The organism is Neobacillus mesonae (genome assembly GCF_001636315.1).
Classification (GTDB): Bacteria; Bacillota; Bacilli; order Bacillales; family Cytobacillaceae; genus Neobacillus; species Neobacillus mesonae.
In genome coordinates, this window is record NZ_KV440949.1 from 2,930,100 (window position 1) to 2,951,855 (window position 21,756).

The 21,756-nt window shown below is 41.3% G+C and carries 21 protein-coding genes, 1 riboswitch and 1 other annotated feature; of the genes, 14 read left to right on the forward strand and 7 right to left on the reverse strand.

What is annotated here, in order from left to right; all coding sequences use genetic code 11:
• The first annotated feature begins 47 nt into the window (after positions 1–47).
• The 3 genes from A6749_RS13900 to A6749_RS27675 all read left to right on the forward strand — a co-directional run bounded on the left by A6749_RS13900 (position 48) and on the right by A6749_RS27675 (position 1,856).
• Entirely contained in the window at positions 48–659 is a 612-nt protein-coding gene (locus A6749_RS13900; RefSeq protein ID WP_066390415.1) for an undecaprenyl-diphosphatase, read from the forward strand.
• 159 nt (positions 660–818) lie between these two features.
• Positions 819–1,685: an SPFH domain-containing protein gene (locus tag A6749_RS13905; protein ID WP_066390417.1), complete on the forward strand. Its 867-nt coding sequence runs from the start codon at positions 819–821 to the stop codon at positions 1,683–1,685.
• A 12-nt stretch (positions 1,686–1,697) separates the two neighbouring features.
• A complete protein-coding gene (locus A6749_RS27675) occupies positions 1,698–1,856 on the forward strand; it encodes a type II toxin-antitoxin system antitoxin (RefSeq protein WP_084797826.1) in 159 nt (52 codons plus the stop codon).
• A gap of 22 nt (positions 1,857–1,878) precedes the next feature.
• On the opposite strand, the gene A6749_RS13910 is transcribed toward A6749_RS27675, so the two are convergent.
• The 3 genes from A6749_RS13910 to A6749_RS13920 form a co-directional block, all read right to left on the reverse strand.
• Positions 1,879–2,976, reverse strand: a complete 1,098-nt coding sequence (locus A6749_RS13910; RefSeq protein WP_066390421.1) for a GerAB/ArcD/ProY family transporter — start codon at positions 2,974–2,976, stop codon at positions 1,879–1,881.
• A 63-nt stretch (positions 2,977–3,039) separates the two neighbouring features.
• Positions 3,040–4,248, reverse strand: a complete 1,209-nt coding sequence (locus A6749_RS13915) for a Ger(x)C family spore germination protein (RefSeq protein WP_066390423.1) — start codon at positions 4,246–4,248, stop codon at positions 3,040–3,042.
• Positions 4,245–5,825 carry a spore germination protein gene (locus tag A6749_RS13920; RefSeq protein ID WP_066390424.1) on the reverse strand — a complete coding sequence of 527 codons (1,581 nt, stop codon included), beginning with the start codon at positions 5,823–5,825 and terminating at the stop codon, positions 4,245–4,247. The genes A6749_RS13915 and A6749_RS13920 overlap by 4 nt, the downstream gene beginning before the upstream one ends.
• Before the next feature lie 180 nt (positions 5,826–6,005).
• On the opposite strand from A6749_RS13920, the gene A6749_RS13925 reads away from it, so the two are divergent.
• Together A6749_RS13925 and A6749_RS28420 are read left to right on the forward strand one after the other, a co-directional pair.
• Positions 6,006–6,578: a TetR/AcrR family transcriptional regulator gene (locus A6749_RS13925; RefSeq protein ID WP_066390429.1), complete on the forward strand. Its 573-nt coding sequence runs from the start codon at positions 6,006–6,008 to the stop codon at positions 6,576–6,578.
• Positions 6,579–6,644: 66 nt separating this feature from the next.
• A complete protein-coding gene (locus tag A6749_RS28420; RefSeq protein ID WP_161487145.1) occupies positions 6,645–6,812 on the forward strand; it encodes a hypothetical protein in 168 nt (55 codons plus the stop codon).
• Between the two features lie 449 nt (positions 6,813–7,261).
• On the opposite strand, the gene A6749_RS13935 is transcribed toward A6749_RS28420, so the two are convergent.
• On the reverse strand, positions 7,262–7,516 hold the full coding sequence (locus tag A6749_RS13935; protein WP_066390432.1) for an alpha/beta-type small acid-soluble spore protein: 255 nt from the start codon (positions 7,514–7,516) through the stop codon (positions 7,262–7,264).
• A 108-nt stretch (positions 7,517–7,624) separates the two neighbouring features.
• Positions 7,625–7,839: a binding site (T-box leader), on the forward strand.
• A gap of 53 nt (positions 7,840–7,892) precedes the next feature.
• On the opposite strand from A6749_RS13935, the gene argS reads away from it, so the two are divergent.
• From argS to A6749_RS13960, 5 genes are all read left to right on the forward strand, one after another.
• Positions 7,893–9,587: an arginine--tRNA ligase gene (gene argS / locus A6749_RS13940; protein ID WP_066390434.1), complete on the forward strand. Its 1,695-nt coding sequence runs from the start codon at positions 7,893–7,895 to the stop codon at positions 9,585–9,587.
• Between the two features lie 72 nt (positions 9,588–9,659).
• Positions 9,660–10,127 (forward strand): DinB family protein, encoded by a 468-nt coding sequence (locus A6749_RS13945; RefSeq protein ID WP_066390446.1) that lies wholly within the window; start codon positions 9,660–9,662, stop codon positions 10,125–10,127.
• Positions 10,128–10,207: 80 nt separating this feature from the next.
• The gene (locus tag A6749_RS13950; RefSeq protein WP_066390454.1) at positions 10,208–11,386 is read left to right on the forward strand and encodes an MFS transporter; all 1,179 of its coding nucleotides are present in this window, start codon (positions 10,208–10,210) and stop codon (positions 11,384–11,386) included.
• Positions 11,387–11,424: 38 nt separating this feature from the next.
• Positions 11,425–11,529, forward strand: a riboswitch (guanidine-I (ykkC/yxkD leader).
• Positions 11,530–11,588: 59 nt separating this feature from the next.
• Positions 11,589–11,930 (forward strand): DMT family transporter, encoded by a 342-nt coding sequence (locus tag A6749_RS13955; RefSeq protein ID WP_066390457.1) that lies wholly within the window; start codon positions 11,589–11,591, stop codon positions 11,928–11,930.
• Complete coding sequence (locus A6749_RS13960; protein ID WP_066390466.1) at positions 11,930–12,244, forward strand: DMT family transporter; 315 nt, start codon at positions 11,930–11,932, stop codon at positions 12,242–12,244. Before A6749_RS13955 ends, A6749_RS13960 begins: the two co-directional genes overlap by 1 nt.
• A gap of 360 nt (positions 12,245–12,604) precedes the next feature.
• Here the strand turns inward: A6749_RS13960 and A6749_RS13965 are convergent, their stop codons facing one another.
• The 3 genes from A6749_RS13965 to mgtE form a co-directional block, all read right to left on the reverse strand.
• Entirely contained in the window at positions 12,605–13,198 is a 594-nt protein-coding gene (locus tag A6749_RS13965; protein ID WP_066390469.1) for an undecaprenyl phosphate transporter UptA, read from the reverse strand.
• A gap of 203 nt (positions 13,199–13,401) precedes the next feature.
• Positions 13,402–14,589, reverse strand: a complete 1,188-nt coding sequence (locus tag A6749_RS13970; RefSeq protein ID WP_066390472.1) for an FtsW/RodA/SpoVE family cell cycle protein — start codon at positions 14,587–14,589, stop codon at positions 13,402–13,404.
• 169 nt (positions 14,590–14,758) lie between these two features.
• Positions 14,759–16,117, reverse strand: coding sequence for a magnesium transporter (gene mgtE, locus A6749_RS13975; RefSeq protein ID WP_066390475.1), 1,359 nt, complete (start codon positions 16,115–16,117; stop codon positions 14,759–14,761).
• A 301-nt stretch (positions 16,118–16,418) separates the two neighbouring features.
• Between mgtE and A6749_RS13980 the strand changes: the two genes are divergently transcribed.
• The 4 genes from A6749_RS13980 (at position 16,419) to A6749_RS13995 (ending at position 21,746) form a co-directional block, all read left to right on the forward strand.
• Positions 16,419–17,195 (forward strand): hypothetical protein, encoded by a 777-nt coding sequence (locus A6749_RS13980; RefSeq protein WP_066390478.1) that lies wholly within the window; start codon positions 16,419–16,421, stop codon positions 17,193–17,195.
• Positions 17,196–17,404: 209 nt separating this feature from the next.
• Positions 17,405–18,484, forward strand: a complete 1,080-nt coding sequence (locus A6749_RS13985) for a D-alanine--D-alanine ligase (protein ID WP_066390479.1) — start codon at positions 17,405–17,407, stop codon at positions 18,482–18,484.
• Positions 18,485–18,549: 65 nt separating this feature from the next.
• Positions 18,550–19,929, forward strand: a complete 1,380-nt coding sequence (locus A6749_RS13990) for a UDP-N-acetylmuramoyl-tripeptide--D-alanyl-D-alanine ligase (protein ID WP_066390492.1) — start codon at positions 18,550–18,552, stop codon at positions 19,927–19,929.
• 395 nt (positions 19,930–20,324) lie between these two features.
• A complete protein-coding gene (locus A6749_RS13995; protein ID WP_407937530.1) occupies positions 20,325–21,746 on the forward strand; it encodes a DEAD/DEAH box helicase in 1,422 nt (473 codons plus the stop codon).
• Positions 21,747–21,756: the final 10 nt, after the last annotated feature.

The window sequence follows — 21,756 nt, forward strand, 5'->3', positions numbered from 1 at the left end:
GTTTTACTAGAAATGGAAAGTAATAATAAAGTGAGGAGAAATAGTCAATGTCAATTTCGGAATTAAACATAGATGTTTTTCGCTCTATTAATGATGTTGGAAAAACATATCATGCAATAGAACCTGTTGCTGTATTTATGGCTGAATACATGTTGTATGTGTTAATTTTGGGAATGGTTGTTTATTGGTTTACACGCAGCGACCTGAACCGAATGATGATGATTCAGGGAGTTTTCGCTGTCGTGCTTGCGGAGGTCCTTGGAAAAATTGCTGGAAAACTCTATTCTCATTACCAGCCGTTTGCCGAGCTGCCAAATGTAAATAAGCTGGTGGAACATGAAGTAGATAATGCTTTTCCGAGTGACCACTCCATCATATTTTTTACGATTTGTATCACCATTTGGCTTGTCCGGAAAAGAGAAGGCTGGATTTGGCTGGCTGTAGCAGTTGCTGTGGGAATTTCCCGTATCATGGTCGGCGTTCACTACCCTGGAGATGTCCTTACAGGAGCACTGCTGGGATTAATCTCAGCTCTAATCATGCACTGGCTGGTACCAAGGCTTGCATTCATAAAAACCCTGCTCGCCCAATACGAAAAAATCGAACAAAAAATACTGCCTCTGAAACCAAAATCAGAAGGAAAATATAGAAACTTCTAATTTTACATTGCTAGGTGTCAGGCACCATGTGAATTTTTCACATGGTGCCTGACACCTATTTTTTTGAAATATTTTTCCAAATAGCCCTTTTATTTGTGACATCAAAGTGATATCATAATGATATAAGATGGAAAATGTTTCAAAGGGGAGTGGTAGGGTATGAAAGAGAAAGACATGTTTAAGGTGAATGGTTTTTTGGGGGTGTTATTGTTTATATTGCTGGGAGCAGCAGCTGTTATTGGGGTTAGACAATTCACCTTATATGAAAACTACGTACTTTTAGTTCTTGGGGTTCTCTGCGGCTTGGTGATGTTCCTTATCCTTACTGGATTTACGATTGTCCAGCCGAATCAGGCTAAGGTTTTTACTTTATTCGGGCGTTATCTCGGTGTGATTAAGCATGAAGGATTCTACCTAACGATTCCTTTAACGGTAAGGAAAACAGTATCCCTAAGGGTTATTAACTTTAATAGTGATAAATTAAAAGTAAATGATTTAGAAGGCAACCCAATTGAGATTGCTGCGGTTGTTGTATACAAGGTGGTAGATTCAGCTAAAGCTGTTTTTGACGTTGAAAATTATAAAGGATTTGTGCATACCCAAAGTGAAACAGGATTGCGCCATGTTGCCAGTCAATATCCTTATGATAATATGAATAATGATTACGAAATCTCCTTACGTCAGCACTCCGATGAGGTTGGGGATGAATTGACGAAGGATTTGCAAAAGCGGCTGGAGCTTGCCGGAGTAGAAATTATTGAAGCACGTATCATGCATTTGGCTTATTCGAGTGAAATTGCATCGGCCATGCTGCAAAGGCAGCAGGCTAAAGCCGTGTTAGCTGCAAGAAAAGTCATAGTTGATGGGGCGGTTATGATGGTCAAATCGGCGATTGACCAACTGAAGGAAGAGGGCATTGTAGAGCTGGACGAAGAAAAGAAAGCGCAAATGGTGAATAACTTGATGGTGGCGATTGTGTCTGAAAAGGGGAGCCAGCCTGTAATCAATACAGGAACGATTTACTAAGGTTGTGATGTTGTGGCCGAAAAGAAGCGATTTTTACTGCGTGTTGACCAAAAAGTCTACGATGCATTGGAAAAATGGGCAGAAGATGAATTCCGCAGTGTAAATGCGCAAATTGAGCTAATCATTAAAAAAGCACTAAAGGAAGCCGGCAGATTAAAAAACGACAAGTAGGTGTCAGACACCATGTGAATTTTCACATGGTGCCTGAAACCTTCATCTTTTTCCGGACTTTTGTGACAATCCATAGTAATATAGGGATGCCTACCATGTTGATGGGCAGCGCGTACTGGGTCCAATAGGTTTTCATGTAGCCCAAGGTGTAGGATGTGTCTGGAAAGAATTGGGCTAGGATAAAGAAAAAGATGCCGCAAAACCAGATCATTTTACGCCAGTCCTTCATTTTGAATAGTTGGGCGGTGCCATAGCAGCTTAGGAAGAAATATAGTGATAACTTAATAAACACACTAAGGATCCAGACCAGTACGGCAATGATCTCTAAATTTTGAATGAAATCCATGATTGATAAATAGCTAACCACATCAAAGGTTGGGTGGCGCAGTTTAGCAGAAATATCCGGTCCAAAAACTAAGAGCACACATAATCCAACAAGGGTGGCTGAAATTGCCGCTAATGCAATCCCAGAAACGGCGCTTTTTACCACGTTCTTTGGGTTATCCGTAAAGGAGGCAAGCATTAGGATGATGACAGACTCACCTAAAAAGGCGAGTGGCGTTAATGCACCTTTCCAAATAGAAAAAAATCCTGTATCAATATAAACCGGCATTAAATTAATGGTTTCAACATCCTTCAATGAAAAAATGACAAGAATAATGACAGAAAAGAGAATGATGGGACCGAAGACCTCGCTGCATCGCCCAATGCCTTCTATGCCGCCAATAAACGTTACATAGATCATTAATAAAAGCATGGTAATAAATAACGGCCATGGCGGAGTCAAGGGGAGCAGGATGGTAATCGTAAAGTCCGCGAATTCGCGTAAAATATTGCCTACCACCGAATACCATTGTACAAGATAAATAAGCACAACAAAGGTTCCAATCCATTTGCCGAAAACACTTTTACTAAATTGCACCAATGTTTGTTTCGGATGCAGCAGGGCAGTTTTTGAAGCAATATAGACTATTAGAACACCTAATAAGCTGGCAATCAAATAAGCAATCCACACATCTTGCTTGGCATCTTCTATGACCGGGCTAACGGTAAGCAGGATCATATTCCCTGTTTCAAATGTAAACATCAGCCAAAATATTTGCAGCCCTGAAAGTTTCATTTATGCTCTCACTTTCCCTTTTTATAAAATTTTCTCCACTCCCATTTGGAAGCCCTGCGATATTTATTTCTTAATCTCACTTTCTTTAAATAATACAGATGGTCCATCCATTCCAATTCGCTTAATCTTGATTTGGGCTGTGACGGAAATGTTTGTTTTTGGAAATGTTTGATCCCAGTCATCCTTTAATGACTTCCATCTTATAGGGTGTTTTCGGTGAACAGCCTCACCAAATCCAAAAATATCTTGACCATATTCTTTTTGAACTTTTTCAATAGTACGCTGAACTTGTTTTTCCGCCATTTTTTCAAACTTCTTATTAAGAATCTTAAGGTTTTCTGTATATTCCATGTCCATGCCTGAATTGCTTTCCTGAAGAGCCCCTTCTCCCTTTAAAATGACTTTAAAACTAACCTGATTATTTTGATTAAATATTGGTTTTATTTTGCAGTCAATTTTTGTCAAATTGATACTGGCGCCGCCTTTACTATGAGTAGTACTAATTGTCATTTTTTTGAGAAGTCCCATAACCCAAAGCAAGTCTCTATTTTCTTCAGTATTTAAAAAACCAATCATCTTAAGATTTCGATCAAATACGGTCACCCCTGATAATCGGACAACCTTGGGGTTTGGAGAATTCTCTTTCCCCCCTTTTTCTCCTTCTATTGAGCTGCTGATTTCCATAGAGGGGACTGATGGTCGAATTCCATCACGGGTAGCAGCGGTAAGAAATTTTAAATAGGCTGTATCTCCCCTGCCGCCGCTTTGTTTATGTTCTTTTAACGCCGAGACAGCCGGGGATTTCTCCAATGGATTGGGTAACCTAAGCAGGTCTTTAGCTTTTCCACCCTTTACAACAAACAGGTCGGCTCTAAGGCTGACATCAGAGGCCCGCTGATTTGCATCAAAATATCCTTTAAGACCTCGTTTGGCAAATTCCTCTCCTAAAAACACAACTCGGCGCTGGCCGAAAAATGCCTCTCTCGGGAGTTTTGTCTGCATGTTTTGCATTGCATCACTTACGTTTTTGCCTTTCGCCGATATTGTGAAGAATCCTTGCCCGCTAGCGCTTCCGCTCCCGCCGCCACTTTGTGTCTGTACGTTCGCCGGAATGACAATTTGACCGCTAATTTCAATTTCACCCTTTTCAGCCACGTCCCAGCCGGTTGCCAGCCAAATAGCCCGGTCATTTAATTCCTTCCGATCCCAGCAGCCAGATAAAAAAAGTAAACTGAAGCATAAGCCAAAACGGAAGACTGAGTATTTTTTCATGGTTCCCGACCTCCTTTTTGAGGACCCGGCACTTGTCCTGGAGGGATCCTCTGCTTATTCCTGCCAAATGTAAAAATCGGACCAAAACGATTTGTCCATCTTGGCGAACGCACCAACACGTCTTTTATATCCGTTGGAATTTGCGGTGCGATCGGGGTAAAATAAGGAACTCCAAAGGAGCGAAGATTGACTAGGTGAATAATCAGAGCAATAAAACCGATCACGATTCCGTATAACCCAAAGACTCCGGCCAATAGCAACATAGGGAATCTTATTAGCCTTAAGGCAGTTCCAAGATTGTACCTTGGGACCGCAAATGAGGCGATTCCGGTAGTAGCAACGACAATAACCATTGGGGCGGAGACAATCCCTGCCTGTACTGCAGCCTGGCCGATTACGAGCGCACCCACGATACTGACCGCGGAACCGACTGCTTTTGGCAGGCGAATCCCAGCTTCCCTAAGCCCCTCAAACACGACCTCCATAATCAATGCTTCTATGATTGCTGGAAACGGAACACCTTCTCGTGCCGCTGCAACACTAATAAGAAGTGTTGTTGGTATGAGTTTTGGGTGATAGGTGGTCAGAGCAACATAAAGAGACGGCAGATACATAGCGACATTAAACAAGATAAAACGAATAATACGAATAAAGGATGTATAGATAAATCGTTCATAGTAATCCTCGACCGCTTGAAATCCATTCCAAAAGGTCATTGGAATAATCAGGGCAAACGGCGTGTTATCAACGAGTATGGCAACCCGGCCTTCGAGTAAATTGGCCGTGACAATATCAGGTCTTTCTGTATTTTGAATTTGCGGGAATGGAGTAAAAGGTACGTCCTCAATAAATTCTTCGATAAACTCAGATTCCAGAACCGCATCAATTTCAATTCGATTCAGTCTTTTTCGAACTTCCTGCAGCAGTGTTTCGGGAGCAATTCCTTCGATGTAGGCAATCGCTATATCTGTCTGTGAAAGTTCCCCAATTGTCATTGATTCCATCTTCAGCCTAGTGCTGCGGATTCTTTTTCTAATGAGCGTCGTATTGGTTCTTAATGTCTCCGTAAAAGAATCTCTTGGACCGCGAATCGCAACTTCTGTTCCCGGTTCCTCTACACTTCTTTGTTCTGACCCCGATATATCTACGACTAATCCCTTTGTTTCACCTTCGACTAAAATAGCAATATTACCCTTTAAAATACGGTCTATTAGTTTACCAACTTCAGAAAATGTTTTAACAGGAGTGGCTGCTATAAGGTGCTTCTCGACTATTTGCCCTAAAGAACCTACATTATTTAACGCATTGGGCAGACCCTGAAACATCAACGGCTTTAACAACACGGTATCGAGCGTTTTTGTATCAGTTAACCCTTCTAGATAGAATAAAATGATTTTCGGTTCGTTATTAATATGGATGGGGCGGGTTATTAGATCCGAGCAGTTGTTGAATAAATTTTTTATTATCTGTTCATTTGCAAAAAGGTCCGCTTCCAATTGCTGGTTTTGCACATCGACGGGCATTTGCGTAGTTGTTTTCAGCTTTTGTTTTAATTTTTGTCTACGGGACTTGAACATATCGAGGCACTCCTCTTTTATACTACTGATTATCATTCCAAATTGTGGGGAGTGTATGCATCATAGTAGGGTGTCAGGCACATGGTACCTGACACCCTTTTCTTTAATAGCAGGCTATGATATAGTGAAAATATATAGAATTGACCGTAGAACTAATTTAGTCAATAGGGGATGATTACTGTGGCACCTGATCGCAGAAAGATGATAGTGGATGCAGCGACAAAGTCTTTTTCATTATTTGGCTTTAAGGCAACGACAATGGATCAAGTGGCGAAGCTTGCTAATGTCGGTAAGGGAACCATTTATACATTTTTTAAAAATAAAGAAGAGCTGTTTGAAGAAATCATTTCATCGATGGTTAAAGAAATGATCGCTGAGGCTGATGCGGCGATTCAACCCGGTCTGCCGATTACGGAAAATGTCCATCATGCCTTATATCGCTTATTGGAGTTTCGTTCCAAGCACCAGCTAATGATTAAACTTGTTCAGGAAGAAGCGGAAATGGGCACTTTGGCGGTTTCTGAAATGCTGCAGCATGTGGAAAATGAGATAATTGCCTATTTAAAAAATAAGCTTGAAATTGCGATTGAGAAGGGATCTATCCCGCCAATGAATACAGAGCTGACAAGCTTCTTATTGTTAAAAATGTATATTGCGTTAGTGTCGGATTGGGAAAGAAATCATGAACCACTAAGCTCAGGGCAAATTGCCGAAGTCATGAAGGTGTTTCTATTAAAAGGACTTCCGGAATAAAAAAAGCAATAGGTTGGCAAAATTCCAAAAGGACTATGGGACAAAAAAGCGGGTAACAGATCGGAAATGTCCTTCATAAGCCCGATGAAGGACAAAACAGGCGGGATCCAGGTCCAAATGGTCTTCATAAGGCTGATGAAGGACAAAACAGGCGGGAGCCAAGTTCAAAATGGTCTTCATAAGGCTGATGAAGGACAAAACAAGCGGGATCCAGGTTCAAAATGGTCTTCATAAGGCTGATGAAGGACAAAACAGGCGGGATCCAGGTTCAAAATGGTCTTCATAAGGCTGATGAAGGACAAAACAGGCGGGATCCAGGTTCAAAATGGTCTTCATAAGCCCGATGAAGGACAAAACAGGCGGAATCCAGGTCTAAAATGGTCTTCATAAGGCTGATGAAGGACAAAACAGGCGGGAGCCAAGTTCAAAATGGTCTTCATAAGGCTGATGAAGGACAAAACAGCAGGGAACCAGGTTTAAAATGTCAAGCGGGAAACTGTCCCATAGAGAGGTTCTATGGGACAAAAAAGCGGGTGACAAGCCGGGAACTGTCCCATAGAGAGGTTCCATGGGACAAAAAAGCGAGTGACAAGCCAGGAACTGTCCTATAGCCCAAATTTATATGAACCAATTTAAGCTGCCAAATTCCCTAAGGAATGCCTCTCTCATAGTCAAAAACAAAGCTAGCGCTTTTTTCGCAGATTTTCCTGTGCCATTTTGACAAGCTCGCGGACCATGCTGCCGCCAAGCCTGCCGCCAACTTTGCCAGCCTGTTCAGACGTAAGCTGTCCATTGTAGCCCTTTTTTAATGGCACGCCTACTTCTTCTGCCGCTTCAAACTTGGCATCTTCAGGGCTTTGTGACTGAACAACCTTCGCCTTAAGCTGGTCTAATCCCTGTCGAGCTTCGGGGACCAATATTTTATTTCTCCTTGCCATCAGTAATCCCTCCTTTAACAATAGGATGACCAGACAGCAAAAAAATCATCAGCAAGACTGGATAATTCGTTTGGCATTCAGTATAATAACTAAATAACCTGAGTCTTTATAAAATCAATGACAAAGAGAGTAGTTATCTAGGATGTGCTTAGCGAGTCAGGGATGGTGGAAGCCTGATACGGATGAGATAATGAAACGCACTTTGGAGATGCGGACCCGAAACAAGTAGGGTTCAGCCGGAGAACACTCCGTTACCAAAATAAAGCTGGTTCTTATTGAACAATTAGAGTGGTACCGCGGGAAATATAACTCTCGTCTCTTCATCATAGAGGCGGGAGTTTTTTGTTTTTTATAAAATAGGAGGTCGAACAAAATCATGAATTTTAAGAAAGAGCTTGCCGAAATTTTAGCAGGGCTGCTGGACGGAGAAAAAACAGCGGCAGAACTTGAACTGCTGATTGAAAAACCGAAAAACGCATCACATGGAGATTTAGCATTCCCATGCTTTTCGCTTGCAAAAATTAAACGTAAAGCGCCAAACCTAATCGCACAGGAATTGGCGGAAAAAATCCAATCCCCGACATTTGAAAAGGTAGAGGTCGTGGGAGCTTACTTAAATTTCTTTTTAAACAAAAAGCTTGTCGCAGAACAGCTTGTCAGCCAAATTATCTCGCAAAATGGAGCGTTCGGTACGCAGGAATTTGGACAGGACGGCAATGTGACCATTGATATGTCATCACCAAATATCGCAAAGCCATTTTCTATGGGTCATTTGCGCTCTACCGTGATCGGGAATGCCATCGCGCTGATTGTGGAGAAGTGCGGTTATAAACCAATCAAAATCAACCATCTTGGCGACTGGGGCACCCAGTTTGGGAAACTAATCACCGCTTATAAGCTTTGGGGTGATGAGGACAAAGTAAAAGCAAATCCAATCAAGGAATTATTAACCCTTTACGTGCGTTTCCACGAAGAGGCGGAATCTAATCCATCTCTTGAGGATGATGGACGCGCTTGGTTTAAAAGATTAGAGGATGGCGATGAAGAAGCCCAATCCCTATGGCAATGGTTCCGCGATGAATCATTAAAAGAATTTGCAAGAATTTACGATTTAATGAACGTCGAGTTTGATTCTTTTAATGGTGAAGCTTTTTATAACGATAAAATGGACCGCGTCGTCAACCTGCTCGAGGAAAAAGGGCTGCTGGTAGAATCCGATAGCGCGATGGTCGTTGAGTTAACGGAAGAAGAACTGCCTCCATGCTTGATCAAAAAGTCAGACGGAGCAACGCTTTACGCGACACGTGATTTAGCAGCTGCCCTATACCGTAAAGAAAACTATGATTTTGTAAAATCGTTATATGTGGTCGGTCACGAGCAAAGCCTTCACTTTAAGCAATTAATTGCCGTGCTTAAAAAGATGGGCTATGACTGGGCTGAGAAAATGGTCCATATTCCATTCGGCATGATGCTGAAGGACGGCAAGAAGATGTCCACACGTAAAGGTAAAGTCGTGCTTCTTGAAGAAGTATTAAATGAATCGATTGAAATGGCGCGCCACAATATTGAAGAGAAGAATCCGTCCCTTGCTAACAAGGATGAAGTCGCTAAACAAGTTGGTGTTGGCGCGGTTATTTTCCACGATTTAAAAAATAACCGGATGAATGATATCGAGTTTTCATTAGAAGAAATGCTGCGTTTTGAAGGAGAAACAGGTCCATACGTACAATATACGTTTGCTAGAGCATGCTCTATTTTACGAAAAGGAAATTGGCAGGCAGAGGCAGCACAGCACACATTCAACACTTCATGGGAGAAAGAATGGAAGGTTGTCAGCTTCCTAATGGAATTCCCGAATGCCATTAAACGCGCATGTGAGAATTTTGACCCATCCCTGATTGCAAAATATGTTGTTGATCTTGCGCAAGTCTTTAATAAATACTATGCAGAAGTTCGGATTCTTGAAGAAAGCGAAGAGCAGCCAGCCCGCTTAGCACTAGTATATAGCGTGACCGAAGTTCTTAAAGAAGGTTTAAGATTGCTTGGCATTAAAGCTCCTGAGGAAATGTAAGCCTTATTGGTTTAAAAATTGGGGGATTATGGTATAGAATAAAGTTATACGAAATACAAGGGAGGCTAAGTAATGAGTGAACTGCTAATTAAGAGCTATGAAACCGCAAGAAGATTTTTTATAAAAAATGTGGAAGCGTTGGATGAGAGTATTTTACATGTCCAGCCTGAAGGCTTTAAAAATTCTATTCATTGGCATGTTGGCCACGTATTAACGGTGGCTGAGCAATTTGTCTTTGGTTTCCCGAAAAAATCAAACAACCTGCCGGCAAATTATCTCGAACTTTTCGGGAACGGTACGAAACCAGCTGATTGGAACGAAGATGTTCCATCTGTTAAGGATCTGACCGCCCAATTAAAGGATCAGATTAAGCGGATTAAAGAAATTCCGGCTAACAGCTTTGACCATAAGCTTCCAGAGCCATTTTTAGGGCAGGAAACTGTTGGCGAATTAACTAGTTTTGCTGTTTTCCATGAGGCGCTTCATTTAGGGAAAATTCAAGAAATGAAACGTGTCATTGAAATAGCTGGCTCAAAGTAAACGGCATCATGAAATTTCGTTTCTACAATTTGTAGAAACGTTTTTTCATTTATTTTAAAGAGAGGAATTCTAACGTCTTTATGGAAAAATCACTACGTAAAGAAAAGATTTGGACAAAGGATTTTGTGCTGATTGTTTGTGCCAACTTTTTTATCTTTCTCGGATTTCAGATGACGCTGCCAACGATTCCGCTTTTTGTTGAGGATTTAGGTGGAAATGACCAATTAATCGGTTTTGTCGTTGGAATCTTTACCTTTTCAGCCTTACTGCTTCGCCCGTTTGCCGGGAATTGGCTGGAGACAAAGGGGAGGGGCTTTGTCTATTTAACAGGCCTGACCATTTTTGTTCTGTCTGTCGGTTCCTTCGGTTTTTTAATGAGTATTGCCTTGTTATTTTTCATGCGGGTCATCCAGGGGGCTGGATGGGGGCTTTCGACGACAGCATCAGGGACGATTGCTACGGATTTAATTCCATCATCGAGACGCGGCGAAGGGATGGGCTATTACGGCCTGTCCGGGAATATCGCAATGGCATTTGGGCCATCACTTGGGCTGATTTTAACCGGGGCGATCTCCTTTAAGCTCTTTTTCCTCATTTGCGCAGGTTTAGGGCTGACCGCCTTATTCCTGTCATCGAGGATCACCTATCGAAAGGTGGAACCAAGACCGAAAGAGAAGATGGCCAGGCTGGATATTTACGAAAAGAGTGCCATAAAGCCGGCAATGCTGATGTTTTTCATCACGGTAACGTTTGGCGGAATTGCATCCTTTTTGCCGTTATATACAGCACAAAAGAATATTACCGGTATCCAATGGTATTTCTTGCTGTATGCTATTTCCGTAATGTTAACGAGGACATTCGCCGGGCAGCTATATGATCGTAAAGGCCACCGGGCTGTGTTTATTCCTGGAACGCTATTAATTTTGATTGCCATGGTGTTACTAGCATGGCTGCCAAATAGTACGATTCTATTTATAGCTGCTGTGTTGTATGGTTTAGGTTTCGGAACCGTACAGCCAGCCCTGCAGGCATGGTCGATTGAAAAAACGCCAATTAATCGTAGGGGAATGGCGAATGCCACTTTCTTCTCTTTCTTTGATTTAGGGATTGGCATCGGGGCGATGTTCTTTGGGCAAATCAGTCACATGTACGGATACAGTACCATTTATCAAACCGCTGCCGTGTCCGTGTTCTTATCGATGCTGTTATATATGTACTTCCTATATAAGGAAAAAACTTCAATTAAAAAGACGTGCTGATAAGTTCGTTATGTGCTAAAATGGTTTTAAATTCAATATAGAAGGTTTTCTAGGGTTCCGTGACTTTGAGAAGTCAGTCTGGTCCGAGAGAAAACGCACACTGTGGAATAGTGTGTACACGGAGGGATAAAAGCCTGGGAGATACTGATGAAACAGTTATCTCCTAGGCTTTTTATTATGAACTTTTTAGGGAGTGGTTAGAATGAACTTACAATGGACGAAGGTGTTTTTTGCGGCCTTTTTTGAAGTGTTTTGGGTAATTGGATTAAAGCATGCATATGATTTTTGGACATGGGCTGGAACAGTGGTATCTATTATTATTAGCTTCTATGTATTAATTGATGCCGGACGAAAGCTGCCAGTGGGAACAGTATACGCTGTATTTGTAGGCTTAGGGACAGCAGGAACGGTTCTTTCCGACATAATCTTTTTTGGCGAACCTTTTGAAGTGAAAAAAATGGTATTAATTCTTGTATTGTTAATTGGGGTAATTGGGTTGAAGCTGGTTACCGATGATAAGGCTGTGGAAGGAGCGGATTCTTAATGGCATGGGTTTCTTTGGTGTTGGCCGGCATATTTGAAATGTTTGGGGTTACGATGATTAATAAAGTGAATAAAGACAAAAGCTTGCTTTCAATCATTTTATTAATGGTCGGGTTTGGCTGCAGCTTTCTATTCCTCGCGCTCGCGATGCAATCCTTGCCGATGGGAACTGCCTATGCGATTTGGACAGGTATTGGTGCCTCCGGCGGCGCGCTGCTAGGAATGGTTTTATATGGTGAATCAAAAGATTGGAAGAGGCTTTTGTTTATTTTTATGGTATTAGGAGCGGCTATTGGATTAAAGCTTGTTTCTTAATATTATTGAGGACGAAAAACAAAATGAAACCAGTGAAACTGTCTTTAATAAGGAATCTTGGAGACAAACCGCCCTACAGAAATTGAGAAACTGTCTTCAAAAAAGGTTCTTCTTGTAGACAAACGGCCCTACAAAAATGGAGAAACTGTCCTCAAAAAGGGTTCTTGGAGACAAACGGCCCTACAAAAATGGAGAAACTGTCTTCAATAAGGCTTCTTAAGGACAAAATGCCTTACAAAATAGTGAAAACTGTCTTTAATAAATCCTCTTAAAGACAAAATACCTCCGAAATCCTAAAAAATTGTCTTTAATATTTAAAACACCCTCAAGAAAGTTCTTAAGGGTGTTTTTTTGAACAGATTAGTCGTTCGTTTTCCTCGTCTTTTGAATTAAAAAATAAATGGCTCCAATTACCAGCGCTGCAATGATAATCGGAATGATATATGGCTGTGCGTATTCTTTAATATGTGACCAGTTGCTGCCTAAGACTTCTCCTAAATAAAGGAAAAGAATGGTCCATGGGATGATGGCCGCTACCGTATAAAGAGTAAACTTTGAAGCAGACATTTTGGCAATCCCGGCTGGAATCGAGATGGCGTGCCGGACGACAGGGATGAACCTGGCTGTGAAAATAACGCCAGCGCCATATTTTCGGAACCAATTCTCCGCAACATCAATATGTTTCTTTTTAATTAACACATATTTGCCATATTTCTCTAAAAAAGGTCTTCCGCCATAATAGCCCGCCCAATACAAAAATAATTGCGCCAGCGTACCGCCGATGGTGCCTGCGATAATAGCACCAAAATAATTAATATGCCCTTGTGAAATCATGTATCCCCCATAGCCTAAAACGATTTCGCTGGGGATAATTTCAATCATTAATCCTAAAGCAATGCCTAAGTATCCTAATTGTGATAAGAAATCTAAAATAGAAAAAATAAATTCCGACATAGCGCACCCTTCACTTATGTAATCAGTCGTTAACTATAATCAAGGTCCAGCTTCAGCCCCTGATCGAGGCGTTCCGCTTTTCTAAGTTTATAACAGTTTGTCTCATATTAAAATATATATGGCCTCCTATTGGAAACATTCCTTCAAATGGGCTCGAAATAAAATAGTAAAGGCAGCGGAATATGAACCGCCGCCCTGTTCATTTACGCACTTAACGATTTTCTAGAAGAAAACATATAGTTTCGATGATGGTAATGAATACTGTACACAAGTCCCATTGCGAACATATTTCCCATTAGCGAACTGCCGCCGTAGCTTATAAATGGGAGCGGGATCCCAGTGATCGGTAGCACCTGTATCGTCATCCCGACATTTTGGAACACATGGAAGGTTATCATGCTAATGATCCCAGTGCAGACATACGTATTAAACGAATCATTCGTATCCAGTGCTGTTTTGATTAAATGATAAATTAGCAGGAAGAATAGGCTGATTACGATGCTTCCGCCAATAAACCCATACTCCTCGCCTATGACGCTGAAAATAAAATCGGTATGGGATTCCGGAACATACACCTCGCTATTGCGAAACCCCTTTCCGGAGATAAGTCCTGATCCAATCGCACTTAGCGACTTTACCAAGTGGTAGCTCGAACCGCTCGCATACGTATAAGGATCTAGCCAAGAATAAATACGATTAAATTGATAGGTTTGAACCTTTAGGTATTTTTCAAGCAGCTCCGGTTTTATGATAACAAGATAAATTATAAAACCACCCAATGAGGCTCCGGTCCCGTAAATCGGCAGAATGAGTTTCCATGAAATTCCGGACACAAGAATGATACCGGTTAAGATCGATAAAATGACAAGCGCTGTTCCGAGGTCAGGCTGAAGCATGATTAATCCGACCGGAACGGCGGTGGTTACTCCTAATTTCAATAACAAGCCAAAATCTGTTTTCAGAGATTTAATAATATATTTTTCGTGGTGCGAGGTAATCACGCGGCTAAGGGCTAAAATCAAAAACACTTTCACAAATTCTGAAGGCTGAATTTGCCCTATTGCGGGAATGACAAACCAGCTTTTTGCCCCATTTCGGTACGGGGCGATGCTTTCAGGAGCAACATAAACCGCAATTAGCAGCAATAAGCCAAACCCATATAAGATCCATGCAAGCCTTTTAAGCTGAAAACTGTCAAAGAAAATCGTGATAGTAATAATAATGGCACCAACCACATACCAAACGACCTGCATGATCATAAAGTTCCTGTCGCCATATTGGCCGGTCGATTGCGCGCTGTTGATGGCAATGCAGCTAATTAGGAAAAAAAGAAATAACAGCAGCGTTAATGTCCAGTCGAACCGATCTGTCTTTTTTGTGTATTTTTCCATAGGCTTCACCTGGTAATTACATATTTCCCTCCATTATAGGGTACTTCTTCCTTTTTAAGCGTAACATAGTAACCGACATTAATATAGCATTCCCTATATACTAAACGATTCTCATAAAGAAAGGTTTCACCTTTTCAAAAAAACAGCAAGGCTGTAAACGAAAGCCTTGCTACATAAGATATTGGATAAACATTGTCGCGATGCCGAAATAGGTAAGCAAGGAAAAAATATCATTTAAGGTTGTGATTAACGGGCCTGACGCTACCGCAGGGTCGATTTTTAATTTGTAAAGAATGAGTGGAATGACTGTCCCGGCAAGTGTTCCGATAATCAGGGTGAAAAATAGCGAACAGCCGACAACCATCCCTAAAATGAAATTCCCCTGCCAAATATAAGCAATGACAGAAATTAATACTGCACAGGTGACCCCAATGGAAACACCGACTCCGAATTCACGCATAACTAAACGAAAAACCACTTTTTTATCAATATCATGGGAAATCAGACCGCGGACAACAACAGCAAGTGACTGCGTTCCGGTATTTCCGGTCATTCCGGCAATCATCGGCATGAAAAAAGCAAGGGCTACCACCTTCTGAAGTGTTTCTTCAAAACCGCTAATAATTCTTCCTGAAATAAGTCCAATAAATAATAACAAAATCAGCCATGGGAGCCGTCTTGCTGCGGCCACAAGAGTCTTTGTCTCAAAATCAATCGATTTACCTGATGCCGATAATTTCTCAATATCCTCATTGGCTTCTTTGATCACAACATCGATGACGTCATCGACCGTTATTATCCCGACTAGAATATGGGCTTCATCCACGACTGGAACGGAAATAAAGTCATAGCGTTCAACGGTTTTGGCAACAACTTCCTGGTCGGTGGTCACCGTAACATAAATGACTCGTTCATACATGATGTCATCGATTTTCTCCCCAGGGTCCGCTAAAAGCAAGTCCCGGTAGGAAACAACGCCAACAAGCCTGCGGGCGCCATCAATTACATATAAGTAGTTAAGCGACTCAGCGAACTCAGCGAAGGATTTCAGCTTATCGACCGCTTCTCTAACTGTGTAGTAATTACGAATCCAGACGAAACGGTTCGTCATAATTCTTCCCGCGGTTTCCGGAGGATATTTCATAATATCCTGAACAGCATTAGACTCCATTTTATTCATTTCGGAAAGCAATGAGTCCTTCTTCTCCGGGGAAAGTTCATCCAGGAGTGATGCCAAGTCATCGTTATCCATTAAATTCAGAACATTACTGGACTTCTCAACCCCGAGCATATTCAAAAGGTCAAGCTGTTCTTCTTTATCGAGCTCCTCCATCAAGTCGGCAAGAATATCGGGATTTAAAAACAAGAGAAATCGAGCTTTATGCTTGAAGGGCAAATCTTGATATATTTTCGCTAAGTCATATGGCTGAAGCTCATCGACAATGATTTCAAATTCAGCCTTTTTGTTTTCCTTTAATGTTTTAATAATATATAAACTAATTTCGTCCTGCGTCATATCTTTAATCATTTCATTCACCTCTTCCCTCTGTGTCACGCAAATTCAAAAATAAATTATGTGGAGAAACAAATAATAGTTAAAATTAGTATGTGTAGATCCTGCGTAAATTCCCGTCCGTTTCCTAAATTACAACCATGTTATAATAGCTTATTTTTTGTAAAAAAAATGAAATAAGCTATTTGACCTATTTTTTGTTAAAATGAGTAAGTATGAACTAAGTAAGTGGAAGTTTTTTGGAAACTTCCTTCAAATATAATTTTTGACTTGAGATTTGTTCGGCGCATTTCTCGATGAACGGAGGAGTTTTACCTTGAAGAAGCATCATCAGGACATACGGGATCTTATTTATGTACATTTAAATCAGACAGACCAGTATGTCATTTCCCATGGTATCGAATTTGATGAGTTTGTTTCAACCTTTTCTGGTTCCCTAAATAATCTTTTGCTGTTAGCGCACCGCTATGATGATGCCGATTTTAACATGCACACATTACTCGAATACTGTCCGGTTGACAGAATTAACAAGCTGGCAGCAGATGATGTGTATGGCTACGGGAATTTCTGCTGGATTGATTTTTTGGAAGAAGAGGTGCTAAATGAGCTGACTGGCCAGGAAATGGCGGAACTATTATACTTAGGTCACCATAAACATCATTTGAAATTGCCATTTTATAATAAACTTGGCAATCGGTTTGTTTATTTAGCTCATGATGACGGCTGGTTCAATAAAATTTATTATCGTAGCTTTAAGGACTTTTTTCAATTGTTTAGCGTTGTGATCTCCCATAAGCTTGGGGAACTAAAACCGGAAAAAACCCTTCTTGGGATTCGCAAAAAACGTACGTATCCTCCGGTAAATAAAGAAATCCTGTTATCCTTAACACCGTTCATCAAAGAGGGAATCTGCATTTCCTTAAGAGATGCTGATCATCAGCGCACTCGTATAGAAGTTCCTATTTGGGTGATTGGTGATTTTGCCAATATGGATGACATGTATGAGGAATATTTACAGGCTTCGCAAGAGCAATATCATGCAAAAATTATTTTTGATAAAAAGACAAAAGAGTGGAAGTTGAACGTTATGTAATATCTGTTAAAACCAGCCCATCTTTTGGGGCTGGTTTTAACTTGTGTGATAAATTTTAGATAGAGCGTTTTGAAGCAAGCTGGTTATTTCATAAAATAAATACAGGTAAAGATGGTTCGTTTTTCCCAAGAAAATCATGTGCCTAAGAATACTTTCTGATGCGATAAAGTGATAAAATAAAACGTGAGTTAGAAAATGGAGGGTAACCCATGAAAACAAAATTAGGCTTGTTGTACGGTGGAAAATCCGCCGAGCATAGCGTATCGTTACAGACGGCATTAGCTGTCATTAAAGCATTAGATCTAGAAAAATTTGAAATTCATCCGATTTACATAAATACAGAAGGCCGTTGGATTAAAGGTCCGGAGCTGACAGGACCGGTTGACAACGTGAAAGCGTTGGAGTTTTCCCCAGAGGATTCCTTAACACCAGCAGCGCTAGCGCCGGCAATATTCCAAGCGGCTGACCAGGAACAGGCATCTCTTGATGTTGTTTTTCCGCTGCTTCATGGACCAAATGGTGAGGATGGAACGGTTCAAGGATTATTAGAATTGTTGAACCTTCCATATGTTGGAAATGGGGTATTAGCTTCTGCGGCAGGAATGGATAAAGTGTTAATGAAAAATATTTTTGCCCAAGCAGGTCTTGCTCAGGTTAACTATGTGGCCTTTATTAAGAGGGAATGGGATAAGGCAAGAGAAGCCGCTTACGAAAAAGTAGAAGCTGAGCTTGGCTATCCTTGCTTTGTTAAACCGGCTAATCTTGGGTCCAGTGTGGGGATTAGCAAATGCCGTAATCGTGAAGAATTAGAAGCTGCATTTGAAGAAGCATTCCAATTTGACCGCAAAGTAATTATTGAAGAAGGCGTTATAGCCCGTGAAATTGAAGTCGGTGTGCTCGGAAATGATGAACCGGAATGTTCAGTAGCAGGCGAAATTGTTCCGAAAAAGGACTTCTACGATTATAAAGCAAAATATGAAGATGGAAATACAGCGCTGATTATTCCTGCTGATATTACCGAAGCTGAATATCGGGAATTAAAGGAAATGGCCGTTCAAGCGTTTAAAGCATTGGATTGCTCTGGTCTCGTTCGTGCAGATTTCTTTTTAACAAAAGAAGGCAAGTTATTAATTAATGAAGTAAACACAATGCCTGGCTTTACACCATTTAGCATGTTCCCGTTATTGTGGAAGCATACCGGTGTTGAGTATCCGCAATTAATTGAACGCCTCGTTGAGCTGGCAAAAGAACGGCATGATGAGAAGCAGCAAATTAAGTATACGTTTTAAAACAATCGACACGGCTATAGTGCCGTGTCCATTTCTGTTATAACAGGAAAGGGAGGTAAAACACATTGATTAAACGCACTTTAAAGCAGATTGCTGAAATGGTTTCAGCAAAAAACGATATCACACCGTTTTCTGACACGCTGATTTCAGGCGTAACCATTGATTCAAGAAAAATTGAAAACGGCAATTTATTTGTTCCTTTTAAAGGAGAGCATGTTGATGGTCATCAATATGTCGTAGAGGCGATTGGCAAAGGTGCTTCAGCTGCATTATGGCAGGAAGACGTCCCGAATCCCCCGAAAAACCTGCCAATCATCATTGTTGATGACTGCCTTACCGCGCTGCAGGAGTTAGCGCGGAAATACCGCCGAGAATTAAATGTCAAGGTCGTCGGAATAACTGGCAGTAATGGAAAAACGACGACAAAGGACATGACCGCAAGCTTGTTGTCGTTAAAATACAAAGTGCAAAAAACAGAAGGAAATTTCAATAACCATATCGGGATGCCATTAACGGTATTAAACTTAAGTGAAGACACGGAAGTAGCCGTTCTTGAAATGGGGATGAGCGGCCGTGGGGAAATTGCCTTTCTAACAAAGCTTGCTTGTCCGGATGCTGTTGTGATTACCAATATCGGCGAATCTCATTTGCTCGACCTCGGCTCAAGAGAAGCGATTGCCGAAGCCAAGCTGGAGATTTTGCAAGGGCTTAAACCTGGAGGTCTCGCTGTCCTCCATGGAGACGAACCGCTGTTAATGGAACGGATCAACCAATATAAGGGCAATATCGAATTACAGACATTTGGCAGAAGTGATTCTAATGATCTTTACCCAATCGAAATAACACAGCTTGGACAGGGGAACCGCTTTACGGTCAATGCTTCCAGTGAGGTATTCGAACTTCCGGTTTTAGGAACACATAATATTCTTAATGCACTCGCTGCTATGCTGATAGCTCGTTATTTTTCCATTTCCTTCGAAAAAATGATAGAAGGACTGCAGGCAATTAAGCTTACCAACATGCGCATGGAGCTTGTTGAAGGAAAGCACGGCGAAAAGATTATTAATGATGCTTATAATGCCAGCCCTACATCTATGATGGCGGCAATCGAGCTAGTAGCGAATCTTCAGGGCTATGAGCAGAAAATCCTTGTTCTCGGTGACATGCTGGAGCTTGGACCGGAGGAAGAGCAATATCATGTAAAGATTGGTGCAGGTTTAAATCCTGAGCAAATTGATTTGCTGTTCACTTATGGCCAATTAGGCGCCCACATCGCAAATGGGGCTAGAGAAGCTTTAGGTGAGAACCGGATATTTGCTTTCTTGGATAAGGAAGAGTTGATTCAGGAATTAGAGCGTCATGTAAATGATAATAGTCTTGTTTTGGTAAAAGCTTCCCGTGGTATGAAATTAGAGGGAGTTGTCAAGGCTTTACAGAAGGATTAAGAAAGCTGCTGTTATTTTTGAAAAACAGCATATATCGCATGAAAAGCTGCAGATATCCGGTGCGAAATCTCAGATAAATTGTTTCAATCAGCAAACGTGAAAATATTTTTCGGACAAGCGCGGCACCTGCGGCTAATATTGCAAAATACGGTTGAAAATGATATTATTATTTTCAATGTGTCTAGAGATTGTTGAAAAAAGGGCATACTCCTTTGGAGAATGTCTTTTTTTTGGTAAAATAAAGATGTTACGTAAATGCAAATGGATGCGTATCCTAGGTATAAATGCAGCACTAGATATATAAAATATTTTCAAATAGATGAAGGAGAATGAAAACATTGACGAAGTTTGAAGATTTAGGTATAGGCCAGGCGACGTTAAAAGCCGTCCTACGGATGGGCTTTGAGGAAGCTACCCCAATTCAGGCAGAAACGATTCCGTTAAGCCTTGCGAATAATGATGTGATCGGTCAAGCACAAACAGGTACAGGTAAAACAGCAGCCTTTGGAATTCCATTAGTTGAAAAGGTGGATAAAGAAGAGGAAGCAATCCAAGGAATTATTATTGCCCCAACAAGAGAGCTTGCAATTCAAGTATCAGAAGAACTATATAAGATTGGTGCCGGAAAAAGAGTTCGTGTACTGCCAATTTATGGAGGTCAGGATATTGGCCGCCAGATTCGCTCGTTAAAAAAAGCCCCACACATTATTGTCGGTACCCCGGGACGCCTGCTTGATCATATTAACAGAAAGACGATTCGTCTTGACCATGTTCACACAGTTATTCTTGATGAAGCAGATGAAATGCTCAATATGGGATTTATTGAGGATATTGAAACCATTCTTGCGGAAATTCCAGAAGCACGTCAAACGCTGCTATTCTCTGCTACAATGCCTGGTCCGATTCAGCGAATTGCAGAGAAGTTCATGAAAGACCCCAAAATTGTCCGCGTGAAGGCGAAGGAAATGACCGTCCCTTCCATTGAACAGTACTATCTGGAAGTACAGGAAAAAAATAAGTTTGATGTGTTAACCCGTCTTCTTGATATTCAGTCACCTGAATTGGCGATTGTTTTTGGACGGACAAAACGCCGTGTCGATGAATTGTCCGAAGCATTGAATTTAAGGGGATATACTGCTGAAGGAATTCACGGCGATTTAAGCCAGGCAAAACGTCTTTCTGTCCTTCGCAAATTTAAAGAAGGTTCCATTGATGTTCTTGTCGCAACAGACGTAGCAGCACGTGGGCTGGATATTTCCGGTGTTACCCATGTATATAATTTCGATATTCCACAAGACCCGGAAAGCTATGTACATCGTATTGGCCGTACTGGGCGTGCTGGTAAAACAGGGGTGGCAATGACATTTGTTACACCAAGGGAAAAATCCTATCTTTCAATTGTGGAGAAAACAACAAAACGTAAAATGGAACGGATGACGCCGCCGACCCTTGATGAAGCATTAGAAGGTCAGCAGCGTGCTGTTGTCGATAAGATTTTACAAACCATTGATAATAATAATCTTCAGTATTATAAAGCAGCGGCTGAGGAATTGCTGGAGACTAATGATGCCTCCACTGTTGTTGCAGCTGTGTTGAAGATGTTAACGAAAGAGCCGGACACGACCCCGGTAAAACTTACAGAAGAATCACCACTGCCGCAAAAGAGAGAGAAAAAGCCATTTGATCGCGATCGCCGCAGACGTGACGATTCACGGGGCTTTAATGGCGACCGTCGTAAAAAGTCATCATATAAACCTAGAAGCGGTGAAAAAAGAAATAGCGGAAAACCATCCAAATCAAGAAGCTATAATCATTAATCAATAAGAG